A 17460-nucleotide genomic window follows, 5' to 3' on the forward strand; every position below is an offset into this window, starting at 1 on the left:
ACAGGGGTATCCAGCCCGCCAGGCCGCGCGGAACGCCTATTGCGGTAATGCACAATGAACCAAAAAAAAACCCGCCAGAAGGCGGGTTTTTTCATCGTCGGCGCGGATCAGTTCGAACCCGAATCCTTCATGTAGCGGAAGAATTCGCTGTCCGGCGACAGGATCAGCAGGTCGTCCGAGGAATTGAAGCTGTCCCGGTAGGCCTGCAGGCTGCGATAGAAGCGGAAGAATTCCCGGTCCTTGGAGTAGGCGTTGGCATAGATGTTGGTGGCGCGGGCGTCGCCCTCACCGCGCATCTTCTGCGCGCCCTCGTAGGCACGAGCCAGGATTTCGGTGCGCTCACGGTCGGCGGCGGCGCGGATACGCTCGGCCACCTCGCGACCACGGGCACGATGCTCGGCGGCATCGCGGGCCCGTTCGGCGCGCATGCGGTCGAATACCCGACCGCGAACCTGCTCCGGCCAGTCGACCTGCTTGACGCGCACATCCACCACTTCGATCCCCAGGTCCTCCATGGTGGCCGCGTTCACTTCCTCGGCCACGGAGTTCATCAACTCCTCGCGCTGGTCGTCCTTTTCCGGCGGCGGGCCGCTGCCGGCGTCCGGGTCCGGCTGCCCGGAGGCGGCGCTCTCATCCCCGGAGGTGGTGGCATCGGCCTCCTCGGCGGCGGAGGTGGTCCCGTTCATCAATTCTCCGCTGCTCACCGCGGACGGGTCCAGGGCCTCATCGGGCAGGGCACCACCGCGACCGGCCACCACTTCCTGCACGGTGCGCGAGGCGAACTGGTTGCGCAACGCCTCGTTGACGCGCGGATCGAGCAGTTCCCGCGCCCGCCGCTCCATGGCCAGACCGCTGTTGGCGCCAGCGCCGACACTGACGATATAGCGCTGCACGTCGGCGATGCGCCAGGTCACGAAGGCATCCACGTTAAGCAGCTTCTTCTCGGCGGTGAGGAACGACTGGGTGGGCACGTCGTGGGTGAGCAGACGCCCGTCCACGCGAATCACCTCGTCGATCAGCGGCACCTTGGGGTAAATACCCGGCTCGATGTCCGCCTGCTCCACCCGGCTGAAGCGCTTCAGCACGGCCTTCTCGGTTTCATTGACGATGTAGAACGAATCCAGGGCCAGCAGCAACAGCACGCCCACTGCCACCAGCACCAGCCAGCTACGTGTGCTCATCAGCGAATCTCCGTGCGGTTGCTTTGGTACAGGCTGCGCGACGTCTTGCGGCCACTGCCGCCGTCATCGGCGCCGGCGCTGGCCGGATTCGACGCCCCACCGGTGCCGCCACTGGATGCGCCGCCGCGGGTGTCGGTCTTGCCGGCGCGACCCTTGAGCATCTGATCCAGGGGCAGGTACATCAGGCTGTCGCCGTTGGGGATATCCGCCAGCACCTTGCTGGACTTGCTCAGCACTTCGGTGATGGTGTCCAGATAGAGGCGCTGCCGGGTCACTTCCGGCGCCTTGCGGTATTCGGCCACCAGGTCGTTGAAGCGCGCCGCGTCACCTTCGGCTTCCGCCACCACCCGGGCTTTGTAGGCCTCGGCTTCCGCGCCGATGCGGGCCCCCTCACCACGGGCCTGCGGGATCACCGAGTTGTAATAGGCTTCCGCTTCCTTCTTGAAACGGTCCTCGTCTTCCTTGGCCTTGGCGACGTCGTCGAAGGCGTCGCGCACCGCTTCCGGCGCGGCGGTCTTGTCCAGCACCACCTGGTTGATCACCAGGCCGGTATTGTAGCGGTCCAGGTAATCCTGCAGGCGCTCGCGCACCTCAAGACGAATGTCCTCGCGGCGGTCCTTGAGAACGCCGTCCATGGTGGAACTGCCCACCACGTGCCGCAGCGCGGAACTGGTGGCGTGTTCGAGGATGGCTTCCGGGGCACCGACGCGCAGCAGGTAGGCCTGCGGGTCGAGCACCTTGTACTGCACCTCCAGGGTCACCGCCACGATGTTGGTGTCCTCGGTGAGCATCTCCTCGCTGAGCTCGTAGCTGCGATTCTGGCCGACATCGACTTTCATGGTCTGCTCGATGACCGGGGCACGCCAGTTGAGGCCCGGGTCCACCATGCGGTTGAACTCACCAAAACGCAGCACCACCGCGCGCTGGCTCTGATCCACCACGTAGAAGCCCATCAATACATAGCCGACCACCAGGATCACCAGCACCACCGCCAGCAGGCCGCCAGGGAAGCCGCCGGACGGCTTCTTGCCACCGCCACCGCCGCCGCTCTTGCCGCCAAACAGGCTGTTGATACGATCCTTGAGGTTCTTCAGTGCTTCATCGAGATCCGGTGGGCGCTGATCGCCGCCACCGCCACCCCCGCCCCAGGGGTCCCTGGGCTTGTTGCCGCCGGGTTCATTCCAGGCCATTGAATTCTCCGTTATCCCGCTCTGTGCGAGCGTCCAGGATTGTAGGAAGGGGTCTCCGCGTCTGCAACCGACGGGTCCGGTACCTTTACCTGTTCCTCGTCCAGCCCCGCCTCGCGCAGCAATCGCTCGAAGTGCACCCGATTGACGTGCACCCGCAACAGCATGCCCCCATCCGTGGCCGCCTGCTCATCGGTCACCTCGCCGGCCTCGTGCAGACGCGCGCGCAGCTTGCCCGCCCAGGGTGGCAGCCGCAACCAGCGGTCCACCCAACGATCAGCCAGCCGTTCGGCGATCGCCTGGTTGAGCAGGTCAAAACCTTCACCGGTGGCCGCCGACAACCACACTCGCCAGGGCAGTCCCTGCTCGTCGCGCTCCAGGCGGGCCCCCTCTTCGAGACGGTCCACTTTGTTGTAAACGTGCAACACAGGCACCTGATCGGCGCCGATTTCCTCCAGCACCTCGTCCACCGCCGCCACATTGGCGTCCCGTTCCTCGGCGCTACAGTCAGTCACATGCAGCAGCAAGGACGCGTTAACGGTTTCTTCCAGGGTGGCGCGAAACGCCTGCACCAGCCGGTGCGGCAGATGACGAATGAAGCCCACCGTATCCGCCAGGATCGCCGGGCCCACGCCCGGCACGCGCACCTTGCGCAGGGTCGGGTCCAGGGTGGCGAATAACTGGTCGGCCACGTAGACATCACCGGTGGTCAGCGCATTGAACAGGGTGGACTTGCCGGCGTTGGTGTAGCCCACCAGGGAAATCAGCGGGGTTTCCGAGCGATCCCGGGCACGCCGGCCCTGAGCGCGCTGCTTGCGCACCTTATCCAGCCGCGTCTGAATCGAACGGATGCGCTCGCGCAGCAGGCGCCGGTCGGTTTCCAGCTGGGTCTCACCGGGCCCTCGCAGGCCAATGCCGCCCTTCTGGCGCTCCAGGTGGGTCCAGCCACGCACCAGGCGGGTGGACAAATGCTGAAGCTGGGCCAGTTCCACCTGCAGCCGCCCCTCGTGGGTGCGGGCGCGCTGGGCGAAAATATCCAGGATCAGACCGGTGCGGTCGAGCACCCGGCATTTCACCGCGCGCTCCAGGTTCCGTTCCTGTCCGGCGCTCAGGGCATGGTTGAACAGCACCACGTCGGCCTCGTGCTCGCGCACCAGGTCAGCCAGCTCCTCGGCCTTGCCGGAGCCGATGAACAGCGCCGGGTCGGGCCGGTCGCGCTTGCTCACCAGTTCCGCCACGGGCTCGACCCCGGAAGAGGTCACCAAATGGTGAAATTCGTCCAGGTCCTCACGCCCCAGGGCGTCGGGCAGTTCCAGATGAACCAGCACCGCTTTCTCGCCGGCGCCGGTGCGCACCTGTTCGGTACGATCAAAAAGATCCATGGGTTCCAGTGTAAAGGACACAAAAAGCAAAGCCACGCCGTTCGGCGTGGCTTTGGCGAGGGAGGAAGGCGATTGGCGGCTTACTGGTTGCCGAAATCGTCACCTATGCCCCCTTGGTGGCCGGCTTGCTGGCCGCCCTGCATTGCCGGGTTGCCGCCTCCGCCCGCGGCGCGCGGGTTGCGGGCCGGTACCACGGTGGAAATAGCGTGTTTGTAAACCATCTGGCTGACCGCGTTTTTCAGCAGAACCACATACTGATCAAAGGACTCAATCTGCCCTTGCAGTTTGATGCCGTTCACCAGGAAGATGGAAACCGGGATGCGTTCCTTTCTCAGCGCATTGAGAAAAGGGTCTTGTAGCGAGTGCCCTTTTGACATGGCAAATCTCCTTAACGTTCATAAAAAGTGAGCGCCCAAGCGTTCGGGCAATCATCAGCGCTTACGTCCGGGCTTCGCGAGGCCGGCCATCCCTGCCGGACGGCCCGCGGGCCAAGGACTTCTCTTTGGCAGCCTTCCCCGAAAAAGGTTTCAGCCCCACCCTTCGTAAAGCCCTGCGTCATCGTGGTCCTCTATGGGGCTTGGTCCCAATAAAAACAAGCCTCAAGGGAGCAATTGCGCCCTCCGGAACCCTCGATTCAACTAAACACGGTTTTACAAACGCCTGCAAGACGGGCAACGCACGCCCTGCGACTCTCGTCACGGGCGCCGTCGTACCAGGTAAGACCGGGCCATTTACGCAGCCAGGTGAGCTGCCGTTTGGCCAGCTGCCGGGTAGCGATAATACCTTTTTCCACCATGGTCATGTAATCCCATTGGCCCTCTAAATAACGCCAAACCTGACGATAGCCCACCGCCTTGAGGGCCGGCAGCTCGCCGTGCAGGTCAGCGCGGGCGCGCAGTGCCGCCACCTCTTCCACCAGCCCCGCCTCGAGCATGGCATGGAAACGGGACTCGATGCGCCGGTGCAGCTCCTCGCGGGGCGGCGCCACCGCCAGACTAAGCACCGGTCGGGCCAGGCCCGGGAAGCGATAAAAGCCATCCGCCAGGGGCTCGGCGGCGGTATCGTGTTCGCCGTGGAAAGCGCTCAGTGGGCGACCGGTGAGTCGGTATACCTCCAGGGCGCGCTGCAGGCGCTGGCGGTCAGTGGGCTTGAGACGGGCGGCGCTGGCCGGGTCCACCTCGGCCAGCGCCCGGTGCACCGCCGGCCAGCCGTCGCGCGCCGCCAGGGCGGCGATGTCGGCGCGCACCGCCGCGTCCGCCTCCGGCAGCGGCGCCAACCCCTCCACCAGGGCCTTGAAATACAACATGGTGCCGCCCACCAGCAGCGGAATCCGGCCGGCGGCGGCGATGGATTCGATTTCGCCGAGCGCGTCGGCGCGGAAATCCGCCGCCGAATAGGGCTCGGCCGGGTCGCGAAAACCCAGCAGGCGGTGCGGGGCGCGGGCCAACTCATCGTCGGAGGGGCGCGCGGCGCCGATGTCCAGGCCGCGATAGACCAGGGCGGAGTCCACGTTGATCAGCTCCACCGGCAAGGTTTCGGCGGCCTCGATGGCCAGGTCGGTCTTACCGGCGGCGGTGGGGCCCATCAGCAAGATCACCGGCAGCGATGCCCCGGGTACGGCGCCCATTACTGACCCCGCATGAACAGGCGATCCAGTTCCTTGACGCTCATCTGGGTCCAGGTAGGCCGCCCGTGATTGCACTGGCCGGAACGCTCGGTGGCTTCCATGTCCCGCAGCAGGGCATTCATTTCCGGCACCGTCAGGCGCCGGTTGGCGCGCACGCTGCCGTGGCAGGCCATGGACGAGAGCAAGGCATCGAGCTGCTGCTCAATGCGCTCGCTGGAACCCTGGGCGAGCAGGTCGGAAAGCACGTCGCGCACCAGGGTTTCGCTGTCCGCGTTACGCAGCAGCGCCGGCACCTCGCGCACCACCAGGGTTTCCGGCCCGGCGCGTTCAACCAGAAAGCCCAGGCGCTCGAACACCTCCGGCTGCTGCTCGGCGAAGTCCGCCTCCCGGGAGGACACCGCCATGGACACCGGCACCAGCAACGGCTGGCTGCGCACCTTGGCCTCGGCCCAGTCGCGCTTGAGGCGCTCGTAGGTAATCCGTTCATGGGCGGCGTGCATATCCACCAGCACCATGCCGTGCTCGTTTTCGGCGATGATAAAGATGCCATGCAATTGCGCCACCGCGTAGCCCAGCGGCGGGGTCTGGCCCGGCTGTGGCGCGGCGGCGGGCGTGTCGGCGGCGGGCGCACCCACCAGAGCACCGTAGGCACCGGCCTGGCGGGCGCCATCGGCCACCGTCGCTGGCCGCCCCGGCACCGGCCCCGGATAGCCGCCCCCGCCGCCGAAGCCCCCCACGCCCCCGACACCACCGCCGCCGGTATCCGGACGCGGCGTGGTCAGCGGCATGCTGCCCTGGGTGGGCGCCGGCTGAACCTGATCGGTCAGCGGCACTTCGGCATGGCCGTCGGCGCCGGGGCGCACCTCGGCGATGGTCCGGTGCAGGGTGCGGAACAGGAAATCGTGCACCATGCGCTGCTCGCGGAAACGCACCTCGTGCTTGGTGGGGTGCACGTTGACGTCCACCAACGCCGGGTCGACCTCGAAAAACAGCACATAGGCCGGATGGCGACCGTGGTAGAGCACATCGGAGTAAGCCTGGCGTACCGCGTGGTTGACCACCTTGTCGCGGATCACCCGGCCATTGACGTAGAAGTACTGCAGGTCCGCCTGGGAGCGGGAAAAGGTGGGCAGCCCCATCCAGCCATGCAGGCGCAGGCCGCCGTGCTCGATGTCCACCTCCATGGCCTGCTCCATGAAAGCGCGGCCACACAGCCGCGCCACCCGGGCGGCGCGCAGGGTGGCGTCGTCGCCGGCGGGCAACTGGTGAATCACCTTCTGATTATGGGTAAGCCGGAAGGCGGTCTGGAATTCGCTCAGGGCGACCCGCCGGAACACCTCTTCCAGGTGGTTGAACTCGGTCTTCTCGGTACGCAGGAAACGGCGCCGGGCCGGCGTGTTGAAGAACAGGTCGCGCATGGTCACGGTGGTGCCGCGCGGGTGAGCGGCGGGGGCCACGCTGGGGGCCATGTCGCGGCCCTCCACGGACACCTGCCAGCCCTGGGCCTGGGCACCGTCGTTACTGGCCAGAGTGAGCCGGGACACCGAGCTGATCGCCGCCAGCGCCTCGCCGCGAAAGCCCAGGGTGCCGATGGCTTCCAGGTCTTCCTGGCTCTGAATCTTGCTGGTGGCATGCCGGGACAGCGCCAGCGGCAAATCCTCCTCGCCGATGCCGGTGCCATCGTCGCGCACCTTGATCAGCTTGATGCCGCCCTGCTCCACATCCACGGTGATCTGCCGGGCTTCGGCGTCCAGAGCGTTTTCCAGCAGTTCCTTAAGCACCGAGGCGGGCCGCTCCACCACCTCGCCGGCGGCGATCTGGTTGGCGAGCCGGGAATCCAGGCGGTGAATCTTTGCCACGGTGAAAAACCTCAGGATTGGGGGATGACCAGCGTCTGGCCGACGATGATGCGGTCATCCTGAATATTGTTGGCGGAGCGCAGCGACTGCTCGCTGACCTGGTGCCGGCGGGCGATGCCGGACAGGGTATCGCCGGGCTGGATGCGATACTGGTCGCCGTTCTGGCTGCGCTGGGCGGCGAACCAGCTACCCGGCGCCGGGTGGGTGCGGAAATAGCGCTCCACGCCGGCCTCGATGGAGCGCGCGAGTTTCTCCTGATGGGCGCTGGAACGCAAATTCCGCGCTTCTTCCTTATTGGAGATAAAGCCGGTTTCCACCAGCACGGATACCATCTCCGGCTCCTTGAGCACCACGAACGCGGCCTGCTCCACGGTGTCGCGGCCGCCGTGCAGGCGCGTCACCTGGCCCATTTCGGCGAGGATCTGACGGCCCAGATACAGGCTGTGCGCCATGGAACCACTCATGCGCATGTCGGCAAGCACGCTGAGCAGATTGGAATCGTCCTTCTCTTCCTCGTAGACGCCGGCCACCTTGTCCGATTCGTTGGCCATTTTCGCCAGATAGCGGGCACGGGCGCTGGTGGCGCCCCGGTTGGACAGGGCGAACACGCTGGCGCCATGGGCGCGCGGATCGGTGAAGGCATCGGCATGGATCGAGATGAACACATCGGCGTGGTTGTCCTGGCGGGCGATGCGGCGCCGCTCCGCCAACGGCACATAGTAGTCGCCATCGCGCACCATCACCGCCTTCATGCCGGGCTGGGCGTCGATGCGCGCCTTCACCTTCTTGGCGATCTGCAGCACCACGTCCTTTTCACGCAGATTACCCGGCCCGGACGCACCCGGGTCCTCGCCGCCATGGCCGGCGTCGATGGCGACGATCATGTCGCGGGGCGCGCCGGTGGCCGCGTCCGGCTTGTCCACGGTCTTCACCGGCTTCGGGTCCTTGTCGAACAGATCCACCACCAGCCGCCAGTTGTGCGGCGACACCGGTTTGAGCAGGTTGGTGCGTGGCCGCACCGCCTCGTTGAGATCGAATACCACCCGGGTCATGTCCGGGTGCTTGCCGACGCGGATGTCCTTGATCGGGCTGTCGCTGATGTCCAGCGACATCATATCGAAGTCGAGTTCGGTGTCCGGCAGATCCACCACCACCCGGTCCGGGTTGGCCAGCTTGTCCAGACTGTGCTCCACCGGCTCGGGCAGATCAAAGACGATGCGGGTGTGATCCGGCGCCCGGTGCAGGCGCACCGAGTCCACGGTGACGGCGGCGGCCGGCACCGAGGCCAGACAACCCAGCGCCAGTATGCACAGGGCGATCAGTCGGGGCGGAGTCGGTCGCTCAATGTTGGCCATGGGCCCAATCCAAATTCGCCTGTCGTCCCCGACCGTCCACGGTCAGGGTCACGGTAAGATCCGGTTCGGGAATCATGCCCCGGCCCCGGTCGGGCCACTCCAGCACGCACAGGGCCCGTCCGTCAAAATAGTCGCGGATGCCGATCATCTCCAGTTCCTCGGGGTCGCCCAACCGATACAGGTCGAAATGATAGATAGGGACCCCACCCACTTCATAGGGTTCCACCAGGGTATAGGTGGGACTTTTTACCGCGCCCCGGTGGCCGAGCCCGTGAAGCAGGCCGCGCATCAGCGTGGTCTTGCCGGCACCCAGGTCACCACGCAGATAGACGCAGCTCCCCGGCGTCAGACGGCGCCCCAGGTCGGCGCCCAGCGCCAGGGTGGCGGCCTCGTCGGCCAGATAATGGCGTTCAGTAGTCATTCAACTCCCGGCGCAGGTCGATAAGCAGATCGGTGGCGAGCAGGCCTCGCTCGCCGTCCCGGGCGGCGGCCCGGTCGGCGGCGCGGGCGTGGGCCATGGCGCCCAGGGCGGCGGCCCGGTAAGGCGCCAGCCCCTGGGCGCGCAGGGCGGCGATCACCCCGGTGAGCAGGTCGCCCATGCCACCGCTGCCCATGCCCGGGTTGCCATCACTGATCAGCGCGGTGCCCTCGGCGCCGCGCACCAGGGTGCCCAGCCCCTTGAGCAGGGCGGTACCGCCGTAACGGGCCGCCAGGCTTTCCACCGCCGCGAAACGGTCCGCCTGGACGGCGCCGGTGTCGCTGCCCAGCAGCCGGGCCGCCTCCCCCGGGTGCGGCGTCAGTACCCAGTCGTCGCGGGCGTCCACGCCCCACTCCGCCAACAGGGTCAGGGCATCGGCGTCCACCACCAGCGGCAGGCCGCTGTCCAGGGCCGCTTCCAGCAGGGCCCGTCCCCAGGCATCACGACCCAGCCCCGGCCCCACCGCCACCACCGTGGCTTGCTCCAGCAGCGGCGCCAGATCCGTCGCGCCGTCCACCGCCCGCGCCATGATTTCCGGCTGGCGCGCCAACAGCGGCGCCACGTGCTCGGCGCGGGTGGCCAGGCTGACCAGGCCGGCGCCGGCATGGCCGGCGGCCTGGGCGGTCATCATCGGTGCGCCACCGAAACCGTGGTCACCGCCGATCACCAGGACATGGCCGTAGGTTTTCTTGTATCCGTCCCGGGCACGGCGTGGCAGGGCACGGCGCAGGTCCGCCGGGGTCGGCCGCCATACCGGCGCGTCGATGCGGGCGTGCACCCGCTCATCGACACCCAGGTCATCGAACAGCAGCTCGCCGGTGCAGACCGGCCCAATGCCGGTGAGCAGCCCCCGGTTCACGCCGATATAGGTCAGCGTGCACCGGGCGTGCAGCACGGCGCCGGTGGATGCGCCGGTGTCCGCCGCCAGCCCGGAGGGCACATCCACCGCCAGCACCGGCTTGCGCAACGCGTCCAGGGCCAGGATCAGGGCACGCTTGTCCTCGCTCAGGGCCCCGGACAGGCCGGTGCCCAGCAAAGCATCCACCAGCACCGGCGCATCTTTTGGCAGGCTGTCCAGGCTCAGCGGACGCATCGGCACGCCGGCGTCCCGCGCCCGGCGGGCCATGGTCAGGGCATCGCCTTTCACGGCCTCCACCGGCTTATCCTGGAGGATCACCGGGTCCAGGCCGGCTTCCCGGGCCAGGCGCGCGACCACATAGCCGTCGCCACCATTGTTGCCGCCGCCACACAGAACCACCGGCCGCGACAGGCCCGGCCAGCGCTGTACCAACAGTTCAAAGGCGGCGCGACCGGCGCGCTCCATCAATTCCTCGCCGGACAAACCGGCGTCGCCGGCCAGTCGGTCCAATTCGCGGGTTTGCGCCGCGCTGTAGAGGCGGTCGGGTAACGATCTCAGGGGCATTCGCTGCTATCCTTGGCTCCGTCGTTGCGGTATGCGACGACAGTATACCTGTTCCTATTTTATACCGACCACGGGACCATCATGCCGCCTCGCTCCGAGCCCCACTGGGACCTCTACGGCCTCCACCTGGCCGCCTTCATGCTCGCCGGCACGGCACTGTTCGCCAAGCTGGTGCCGCTGCCGGCGCTGGACATCACCGGCCTGCGCGGCGGCATCGCCGCGCTCGCCCTGCTGGTGGTGATGCTGCTGGGCCGCGCCCGGCTCCGCTTGCCGTCACCGCGCCATTATCTGGCCATGCTGGTGGGCGGCCTGCTGTTCGCGGTGCACTGGATGACCTACTTCCACGCCATGCAGGTGTCCTCGGTGGCGGTGGGCGTGGTGGCGCTGCTGACCTTCCCGGTGATCACCGCCGTGATCGAACCGCCCCTGCTGCACCGCCGGGCGCCGCGCGGCTATGCGCTGGTGGCCGGCCTGGCGGTGCTGGCCGGCGTCACGCTGATCGGTCTGGAGAGCGGCCTGGGCGGCAACGTGCCCCTGGGGCTGGCGGTGGGGATCTTCTCCGCGGTGCTCTATTCACTGCGGAATCTGCTGCAAAAACGCTTCCTGGAGGGTGTCTCCGGCCCTCAGGTGATGCTCTACCAGGGTGCGCTCACCGCCCTGGTGTTCGCGCCTTTCCTGAGTACCTCGCCGCTGCAGCTGGCACCATCCACCTGGGGCCTGCTGCTGTTGCTGGGCACGGTGTTCACCGCCGTACCGCACACCCTGATCACCCATGGTCTGCGCCGTTTGAGCGCCACCACGGTGTCGTTCACCCTGGCCCTGCAGGTCCCCTACGCCACCCTGCTGGCGGCTCTGGTATTGTCGGAAACTCCAGGCCCCCTGGCCATCACCGGCGGCGCCCTGGTGGTGGCGGCCTCGTTGTTCGTTACCGCCCGGCAACGGCGCGAACCGGCGCCGGTGGCCGCCACCGACTGATTCACGGACGCCATGGACCTCGACCACCTGAAGCGCCGTATCGCCCACCAGGCCCGGGAACTGGGCTTCCAGCAGATGGGCGTGGCCGACCCGGATCTGAACCTGGCGGAACAACGTCTGCATGACTGGCTGGCCGCGGGCCGCCATGCCGGCATGGACTGGATGGCCGCCCACGGCAACAAGCGCTCGCGTCCCACGGAGCTGGAACCGGACACGGTGCGCGTGCTGTCGTTCCGCATGGATTACCTGCCACCGGACACCCAGCCGGTGAAGGTGCTGCGGCAAAAGGACAAAGCCTATGTATCGCGCTATGCCCTGGGCCGGGATTACCACAAGGTGATCCGCAAACGCCTGGCGCGGCTGGCGGACTGGATTCGCCAGGAAGTCAGCGGCACGCGCCTGGCCCGGGCGTTCGTGGACAGCGCCCCGGTGATGGAAAAACCGCTGGCGGAAAAGGCCGGTCTGGGCTGGCAGGGCAAGCACACCCTGCTGCTCAATCGGGACGCCGGCAGTTGGTTCTTTCTTGGCGAGCTGTACACCGACCTGCCGCTGCCGGTGGACACCCCCGGCGAGGACCATTGCGGCAAGTGCTCGGCCTGCATGACGGTATGCCCCACCGACGCCATCGTCGCGCCCTACCAACTGGACGCCCGGCGCTGCATCTCCTACCTGACCATCGAGCATGACGGCGCGATTCCCGAGGATCTCAGGCCGGGCATCGGCAACCGGGTGTTCGGCTGCGACGACTGCCAGTTGATGTGCCCCTGGAATCGCTTCGCCTCGCACAGCGGCGAGACCGATTTCCGGCCACGCCACGGCCTGGAGGACCGGGAGCTGGTGGAGCTGTTCGAATGGAACGAAGCCACCTTCCTGGAACGCACCGCCGGCTCACCGATCCGCCGCGCCGGCTTTCAGCGCTGGCGGCGCAATCTGGCGGTCGGCCTGGGCAATGGCCCGGCCAGCCCGGTGGCGCTGGCGGCTCTGCAAGCGGCCCGCCAGGACCCCAGCGAGCTGGTGCGCGAACATGTGGAATGGGCTCTGCGCCGGTTGCGAAACAAGACCAGCATGTAAAGTTCGTATTCTTTAGACTGTCAGGACCGCCTTCGGGGAACCGCCGTCGGGATGACGCCTTCAAACCGGGGGAACGTTTTTCAATTATCGACCAAGAGGGAACGCCAGCCATGAAAAAGCCAGCCCTGATCATGCTCGCCATCACCGCGCCACTGTTGAGCGCCTGCTCCAGTGGGCCCAACGAAGCGGCCGGGTATCGCCATTCCATCTTCCACGTGATCGCCTGGCACTTCGGCACCCTGGGTGCCATGGCCAAGGGCGAGCAGCCGTTCGACCAGGCCGTTTTCGAGCGCAAGGCGGGTATTCTGGAGGAACTCTCCACGCTGCCCTGGGAGGGCTTCCAGGAAGGTACCGCGGAAGGCAGCGACGCCAAGCCGGCGATCTGGGAGAACCGGGACGACTTCGATGCCAAGGCCCGCGACTTCGAGGAACGGGCAAGCACCCTGGCCAGCCTGGCCCGGGAAGGCGACCAGCAAGCCATGCTCGACCAGGTGGGCAAGGTGGGCCAGGCCTGCAAGGCCTGCCACGACGATTACCGCAAGTAGCTGCGAATCGTCCGCCGGCCGATCGCGGCTGAAGCCGCTCCTACATATGGCGGATAGCGGTAGGAGCGGCTTCAGCCGGCCAGCGCCAGCACCAGCCACACCACCGCCGTCGCCAGCACCGCCAGCACCAGGGCCCGCCAGACGGGAGCCGGGGCGGCGTCATCCGCGCCGGGCTTACGCCCGCTGATCATGGCGCCCACCAGCCGCTCGCCGCGCAGCCGGTGAGCGGCTACCGCCGCCACGTGCAGGCCCGCCAGCATCAGCAACAGGTTGATATTGAGACCGTGGAAATCGGTGAACGCGCCGGCCAGTGACGAGGACACCAGGTGATTGAGGGGGCCGTCGATACTGATGTCATCGGTGGCGAACAGGCCGCTGACCACCTGGGCCAGCAGCAACACCAGCATCACCACCACCATCCAGCCCCCCAGGGGGTTATGCCCCCGGTAGACCGGCGCCCGACCGCGCGCGAACGCCAGCCCGTAGCGCGCCGCCGCCGCCGGCGCGGTGAGAAAGTCACGGAACCGGCTGTGCCGCGAGCCCCAGAAGCCCCACAGAACCCGGAACAGCAACAGCGCCAGCAAGGCGTAACCGGCCAGCATGTGCCAGTCCATCTCGGCGCTGCTGCCGCCGCCGGAATACCACAGGAAACCGAACAGCCCCACCAGGGTCCAGTGAAACAAGCGGGTGGGCAGATCCCAGACCCGCCCTTTTTCCGTTCGCTGCTCCGCGCCTTTCACGATCAACCCTCCCGGTAACGACCCTAAAGCTGAATGAGATGCTCGCGGTAGTAGGCGAGTTCCTCGATGGACTCACGAATGTCATCCAGGGCCAGGTGCTTGTTGGCTTTCTGGAAGCCGGCCAGGATGTCCGGCTTCCAGCGCCGGGCCAGTTCCTTGAGGGTGGAGACATCCAGATTCCGGTAGTGGAAGAATGCCTCCAGACGCGGCATGTAATTGGCCAGGAAACGGCGATCCTGGCAGATGCTGTTGCCGCACATGGGCGAGGCGCCGGTTTCCAGGTATTGCTCCAGAAACGCCAGGGTGCGGCGTTCGGCTTCGGCCTCGTCCACATCGCTGCGACGGACCCGTTCCACCAGGCCGGAATTGTTGTGGTGACGGGTGTTCCACTCATCCATGCCGTCAAGCAGGGCGTCGCTTTGCCTGACCGCCATCACCGGCCCTTCGGCCAGAATATTCAGGTGGGCGTCGGTGACGATGGTGGCGACCTCGATGATACGGTCATGGCTGGGGTCCAGCCCGGTCATTTCCAGATCGATCCAGATCAGGTTGTCTCGTGATTGCGTCATGGTTTTCCCGGCAAAAAAGTCGATACAGGATTCAGGGTACAGGATACAGCGCGGAGCCGGACCTGCCAGCCATAAGGCCGTGCCCGCGACGCCCGGGTTCCTGTATCCTGCATCCTTCACCCTGTATCGGCGGCGAAATCGCCACGCTTTTATGGCAAAACGTAAACTCAACCGGCGGCAGCGCTGGCGTATCGAAAAGATTCAGCAGGAGCGGCGCGACCGCGCGCAACGCAAGGCGGAACATGCCCATCCGACGGCCACCGACCTGGGCGAGGAACAGGAAGGCACCGTGGTGGCGCATTTCGGCGGGCAGGTGCTGGTGGAGGCCGATGAGGCCCCGCCGACGCGCTGCCATTTCCGCGCCAACCTGGAGCAACTGGTGGTAGGCGACCGGGTGATCTGGCAGGCCCCGCGCAGCGAGGGGGACGGCGTGGTCACCGCGCTGATGCCCCGGGCCACCGTGCTCAAGCGCCCGGATAACTATGGCAACCTGAAGCCGGTGGCCGCCAACCTGGATCGGCTGCTGGTGGTATTCGCGCCGCGCCCGGAGCCCTCCAGCGTTTTGCTCGACCGCTATTTGGTGGCCGCCGAGCTATCCGGCATCCCCGCCACCCTGGTGCTCAACAAAGCGGATCTGGTGACCCCGGACAATACCGCCAACGTGGACCGCCTGGTGGCCCTTTATCAGGACCTCGGTTACCCGCTGGCGCGGGTATCGGCCACTACCCGGGACGGCCTGGCGGAACTGCGTGCCGCCTTGACCGGCGGCACGGTGGCGTTCGTGGGCCAGTCCGGCGTGGGTAAGTCGTCACTGGTCAACGCCCTGCTGCCGGAGGCGGAGCTGGCGGTGGGATCGCTATCGGACGTGTCCGGCCTGGGCCAGCACACCACCACCACCGCGCGCCTGTTCCATCTGGACGGCGGGGGCCATCTGATCGATTCCCCGGGCATCCGCGAATTCGGCCTCTGGCACATCGGCGAGGAGGAGCTGCTGCGCGGCTACCGGGAACTGGCGGAATTGGCCGGTCATTGCCGGTTTCGCAACTGCACCCACCGCCACGAGCCCGGCTGTGCTCTGCAAGAAGCGGCGGACCAGGGCCGGATCAGCGCGGAGCGGCTTAATAACTTTTTTCAGATCGCCACCACCCTGGATGAACAGGCGCGACAGCGTTATCAGTCCTGATCCTGGCCAGGAACCGATCTGACACCTTCCCTGTCGTTCATTACAATGGCCCCCACCGGCAACCACGAAGACTCACCATGACCACTGAACTGCCGCTTCTCATCGAACCCGCCGAACTCGCCCGCCATCTGGACGCGCCGGATCTGCTGATCATCGATCTGTGCAAGAGCCAGGTGTACGAACAGGCCCATGTACCCGGCGCCATCCACCTGGATTACCAGCGCCTGCTGGCCGGCACCCAGCCGGCACCGGGCCTGCTGCCCGACGACGACCGCCTGGCGGCGCTGTTCTCGGAACTCGGCCTGACCCCGGACACCTGGGTGGTGGCCTACGATGACGAGGGCGGCGGCTGGGCCGGGCGCCTGCTGTGGACCCTGGACGCCATCGGCCACAAACGCTACAGCTACCTGAATGGAGGCATCCACGGCTGGCTGGCGGAGGACCTGCGTACCGAAACGGAAACCACCGAGCCCGAGGCCAGCGACTACCGGGTGGCGGAGCATGATCCGCGCACCAGCGTGGACCTGGAACATGTGCTCGCCCACCACCAGGACCCGGATGTGGTGATCTGGGACGCCCGCTCCGAGGAAGAATTTTCCGGGGTGCGCGCCTTCGCCCAGAAAGCCGGCCACATCCCCGGCGCCGTTCACTATGAGTGGACCGACGCCATGGACAAAAGCAATAACCTGCGCCTGCGCGACCTGGACGAACTGCGCCGGGAACTGGCGGAGCGCGGCATCCGGGGCGACAAGCAGGTGATCACTCACTGCCAGACCCACCACCGCTCCAGCCTCACCTGGCTGCTGGGCAAGATCCTGGGATTCCAGGATATCCGCGGTTACCCGGGCTCCTGGGCCGAATGGGGCAACCACCCGGATACGCCGGTGGAAAAATCCGAATAACACCACCCACCCCGCCGGGCCCGTGCCCGGCCCGTACGGAGAGCCCGCCGTGAGCGAGCTGAAAGACAAAGTATTCGTGGCCGTCCAGTACTGCCTGCCCCAGCATTGGCTGTCGCGGCTGGTGGGCTGGGTGGCGCGCAGCGAAATCCCCTGGATCAAGACCACCTTCATCAACACCTTCATCCGCCGCTTCGACGTGGACCTGAGCGAGGCGGACATCGAGGACCCGGATCGCTTCGAGAACTTCAATGCCTTCTTCACCCGGGCCCTGAAGGACGGCGCCCGACCGATCACCGACGACGACAACGCACTCGCCTGCCCGGCTGACGGCACCGTCAGCCAGCGTGGCAGCCTGCGCGGCGGCGACTTGTTCCAGGCCAAGGGACGCCACTACTCCGCCTTCGAACTGCTCGGCGGCGACGGTGCCCTGGCCGCCGAATTCAGCAACGGCGATTTCGCCACCGTCTATCTCTCTCCCAAGGACTACCATCGGGTGCACATGCCCTGCTCCGGCACCCTGCGGGAAACGATCCATGTGCCAGGACGACTGTTCTCGGTGAACCAGGCCACCACGGAACGGGTGCCACGGCTGTTTGCCCGCAACGAACGGCTGGTGTGCGTGTTCGACACCGAACGCGGGCCCATGGCCGTGGTGATGGTGGGCGCCATGATCGTCGCCGGCATCGAAACCGTGTTCGCCGGCCAGGTGACGCCCCAGGCCACCGACATCACGCGCCGCGACTACCGCGATCCAAGGCCGGTGGTGCTGGAGAAAGGCGCGGAGCTGGGCCGCTTCATGCTCGGTTCCACGGTGATTCTGCTGTTCCCGGAAGGCACCGCCGGCTTCGACGCCGCCGCCCTGCCCGGCGACACCGTGCGCATGGGCCAGGCCTTCGGGCGGTTCCGGTAACCGCCCCCCACACACACCTACGAAGCCGCGCGTGACGCTACCCCGTAGCGAGTCGGCGTGGTCCCCCCTTCCG

At 66.8% G+C, this 17460-nt stretch carries 17 protein-coding genes; 6 read left to right on the forward strand and 11 right to left on the reverse strand.

Annotated features, from left to right (window positions below; all coding sequences use genetic code 11):
• Positions 1-107 precede the first annotated feature (107 nt).
• From hflC to JF515_RS08810, 9 genes are all read right to left on the reverse strand, one after another.
• Positions 108-1181, reverse strand: a complete 1074-nt coding sequence (gene hflC, locus JF515_RS08770; RefSeq protein WP_203103271.1) for a protease modulator HflC — start codon at positions 1179-1181, stop codon at positions 108-110.
• Positions 1181-2371 (reverse strand): FtsH protease activity modulator HflK, encoded by a 1191-nt coding sequence (hflK, locus tag JF515_RS08775; protein ID WP_203103273.1) that lies wholly within the window; start codon positions 2369-2371, stop codon positions 1181-1183. The genes hflC and hflK overlap by 1 nt, the downstream gene beginning before the upstream one ends.
• Positions 2372-2382: 11 nt before the next feature.
• Entirely contained in the window at positions 2383-3750 is a 1368-nt protein-coding gene (gene hflX / locus JF515_RS08780; RefSeq protein ID WP_203103284.1) for a ribosome rescue GTPase HflX, read from the reverse strand.
• Positions 3751-3830: 80 nt separating this feature from the next.
• Positions 3831-4127 carry an RNA chaperone Hfq gene (hfq, locus tag JF515_RS08785; protein WP_203103296.1) on the reverse strand — a complete coding sequence of 99 codons (297 nt, stop codon included), beginning with the start codon at positions 4125-4127 and terminating at the stop codon, positions 3831-3833.
• A gap of 257 nt (positions 4128-4384) precedes the next feature.
• Entirely contained in the window at positions 4385-5377 is a 993-nt protein-coding gene (gene miaA / locus JF515_RS08790; RefSeq protein ID WP_203103298.1) for a tRNA (adenosine(37)-N6)-dimethylallyltransferase MiaA, read from the reverse strand.
• Complete coding sequence (gene mutL / locus JF515_RS08795; RefSeq protein ID WP_203103300.1) at positions 5377-7236, reverse strand: DNA mismatch repair endonuclease MutL; 1860 nt, start codon at positions 7234-7236, stop codon at positions 5377-5379. The genes miaA and mutL overlap by 1 nt, the downstream gene beginning before the upstream one ends.
• 11 nt (positions 7237-7247) lie before the next feature.
• Positions 7248-8591 (reverse strand): N-acetylmuramoyl-L-alanine amidase, encoded by a 1344-nt coding sequence (locus JF515_RS08800; protein WP_203103302.1) that lies wholly within the window; start codon positions 8589-8591, stop codon positions 7248-7250.
• Positions 8578-9012, reverse strand: a complete 435-nt coding sequence (tsaE, locus tag JF515_RS08805; RefSeq protein ID WP_203103304.1) for a tRNA (adenosine(37)-N6)-threonylcarbamoyltransferase complex ATPase subunit type 1 TsaE — start codon at positions 9010-9012, stop codon at positions 8578-8580. The genes JF515_RS08800 and tsaE overlap by 14 nt, the downstream gene beginning before the upstream one ends.
• On the reverse strand, positions 9002-10492 hold the full coding sequence (locus JF515_RS08810) for an NAD(P)H-hydrate dehydratase (protein ID WP_203103306.1): 1491 nt from the start codon (positions 10490-10492) through the stop codon (positions 9002-9004). The genes tsaE and JF515_RS08810 overlap by 11 nt, the downstream gene beginning before the upstream one ends.
• An 81-nt stretch (positions 10493-10573) precedes the next feature.
• Between JF515_RS08810 and JF515_RS08815 the strand changes: the two genes are divergently transcribed.
• The 3 genes from JF515_RS08815 (at position 10574) to JF515_RS08825 (ending at position 13083) form a co-directional block, all read left to right on the forward strand.
• Positions 10574-11467, forward strand: a complete 894-nt coding sequence (locus tag JF515_RS08815; protein ID WP_203103308.1) for a DMT family transporter — start codon at positions 10574-10576, stop codon at positions 11465-11467.
• 12 nt (positions 11468-11479) lie between these two features.
• Complete coding sequence (queG, locus tag JF515_RS08820) at positions 11480-12538, forward strand: tRNA epoxyqueuosine(34) reductase QueG (RefSeq protein ID WP_203103310.1); 1059 nt, start codon at positions 11480-11482, stop codon at positions 12536-12538.
• Positions 12539-12648: 110 nt separating this feature from the next.
• Positions 12649-13083: a c-type cytochrome gene (locus JF515_RS08825; protein ID WP_203103312.1), complete on the forward strand. Its 435-nt coding sequence runs from the start codon at positions 12649-12651 to the stop codon at positions 13081-13083.
• A gap of 71 nt (positions 13084-13154) precedes the next feature.
• On the opposite strand, the gene JF515_RS08830 is transcribed toward JF515_RS08825, so the two are convergent.
• Positions 13155-13823 (reverse strand): cytochrome b/b6 domain-containing protein, encoded by a 669-nt coding sequence (locus tag JF515_RS08830; protein ID WP_203103314.1) that lies wholly within the window; start codon positions 13821-13823, stop codon positions 13155-13157.
• Between the two features lie 23 nt (positions 13824-13846).
• Positions 13847-14392, reverse strand: coding sequence for an oligoribonuclease (gene orn / locus JF515_RS08835; RefSeq protein WP_203103316.1), 546 nt, complete (start codon positions 14390-14392; stop codon positions 13847-13849).
• A gap of 151 nt (positions 14393-14543) precedes the next feature.
• Here orn and rsgA point away from each other — a divergent pair, with 151 nt between their 5' ends.
• The 3 genes from rsgA to asd all read left to right on the forward strand — a co-directional run bounded on the left by rsgA (position 14544) and on the right by asd (position 17387).
• Positions 14544-15575, forward strand: coding sequence for a small ribosomal subunit biogenesis GTPase RsgA (rsgA, locus tag JF515_RS08840; RefSeq protein WP_203103318.1), 1032 nt, complete (start codon positions 14544-14546; stop codon positions 15573-15575).
• Positions 15576-15652: 77 nt separating this feature from the next.
• Entirely contained in the window at positions 15653-16477 is an 825-nt protein-coding gene (locus tag JF515_RS08845; protein ID WP_203103320.1) for a sulfurtransferase, read from the forward strand.
• A 49-nt stretch (positions 16478-16526) separates the two neighbouring features.
• Positions 16527-17387: an archaetidylserine decarboxylase gene (asd, locus tag JF515_RS08850; RefSeq protein WP_203103322.1), complete on the forward strand. Its 861-nt coding sequence runs from the start codon at positions 16527-16529 to the stop codon at positions 17385-17387.
• Positions 17388-17460 lie beyond the last annotated feature (73 nt).

It is taken from the genome of Alloalcanivorax marinus (assembly GCF_016785095.1).
GTDB lineage: Bacteria > Pseudomonadota > Gammaproteobacteria > Pseudomonadales > Alcanivoracaceae > Alloalcanivorax > Alloalcanivorax marinus_A.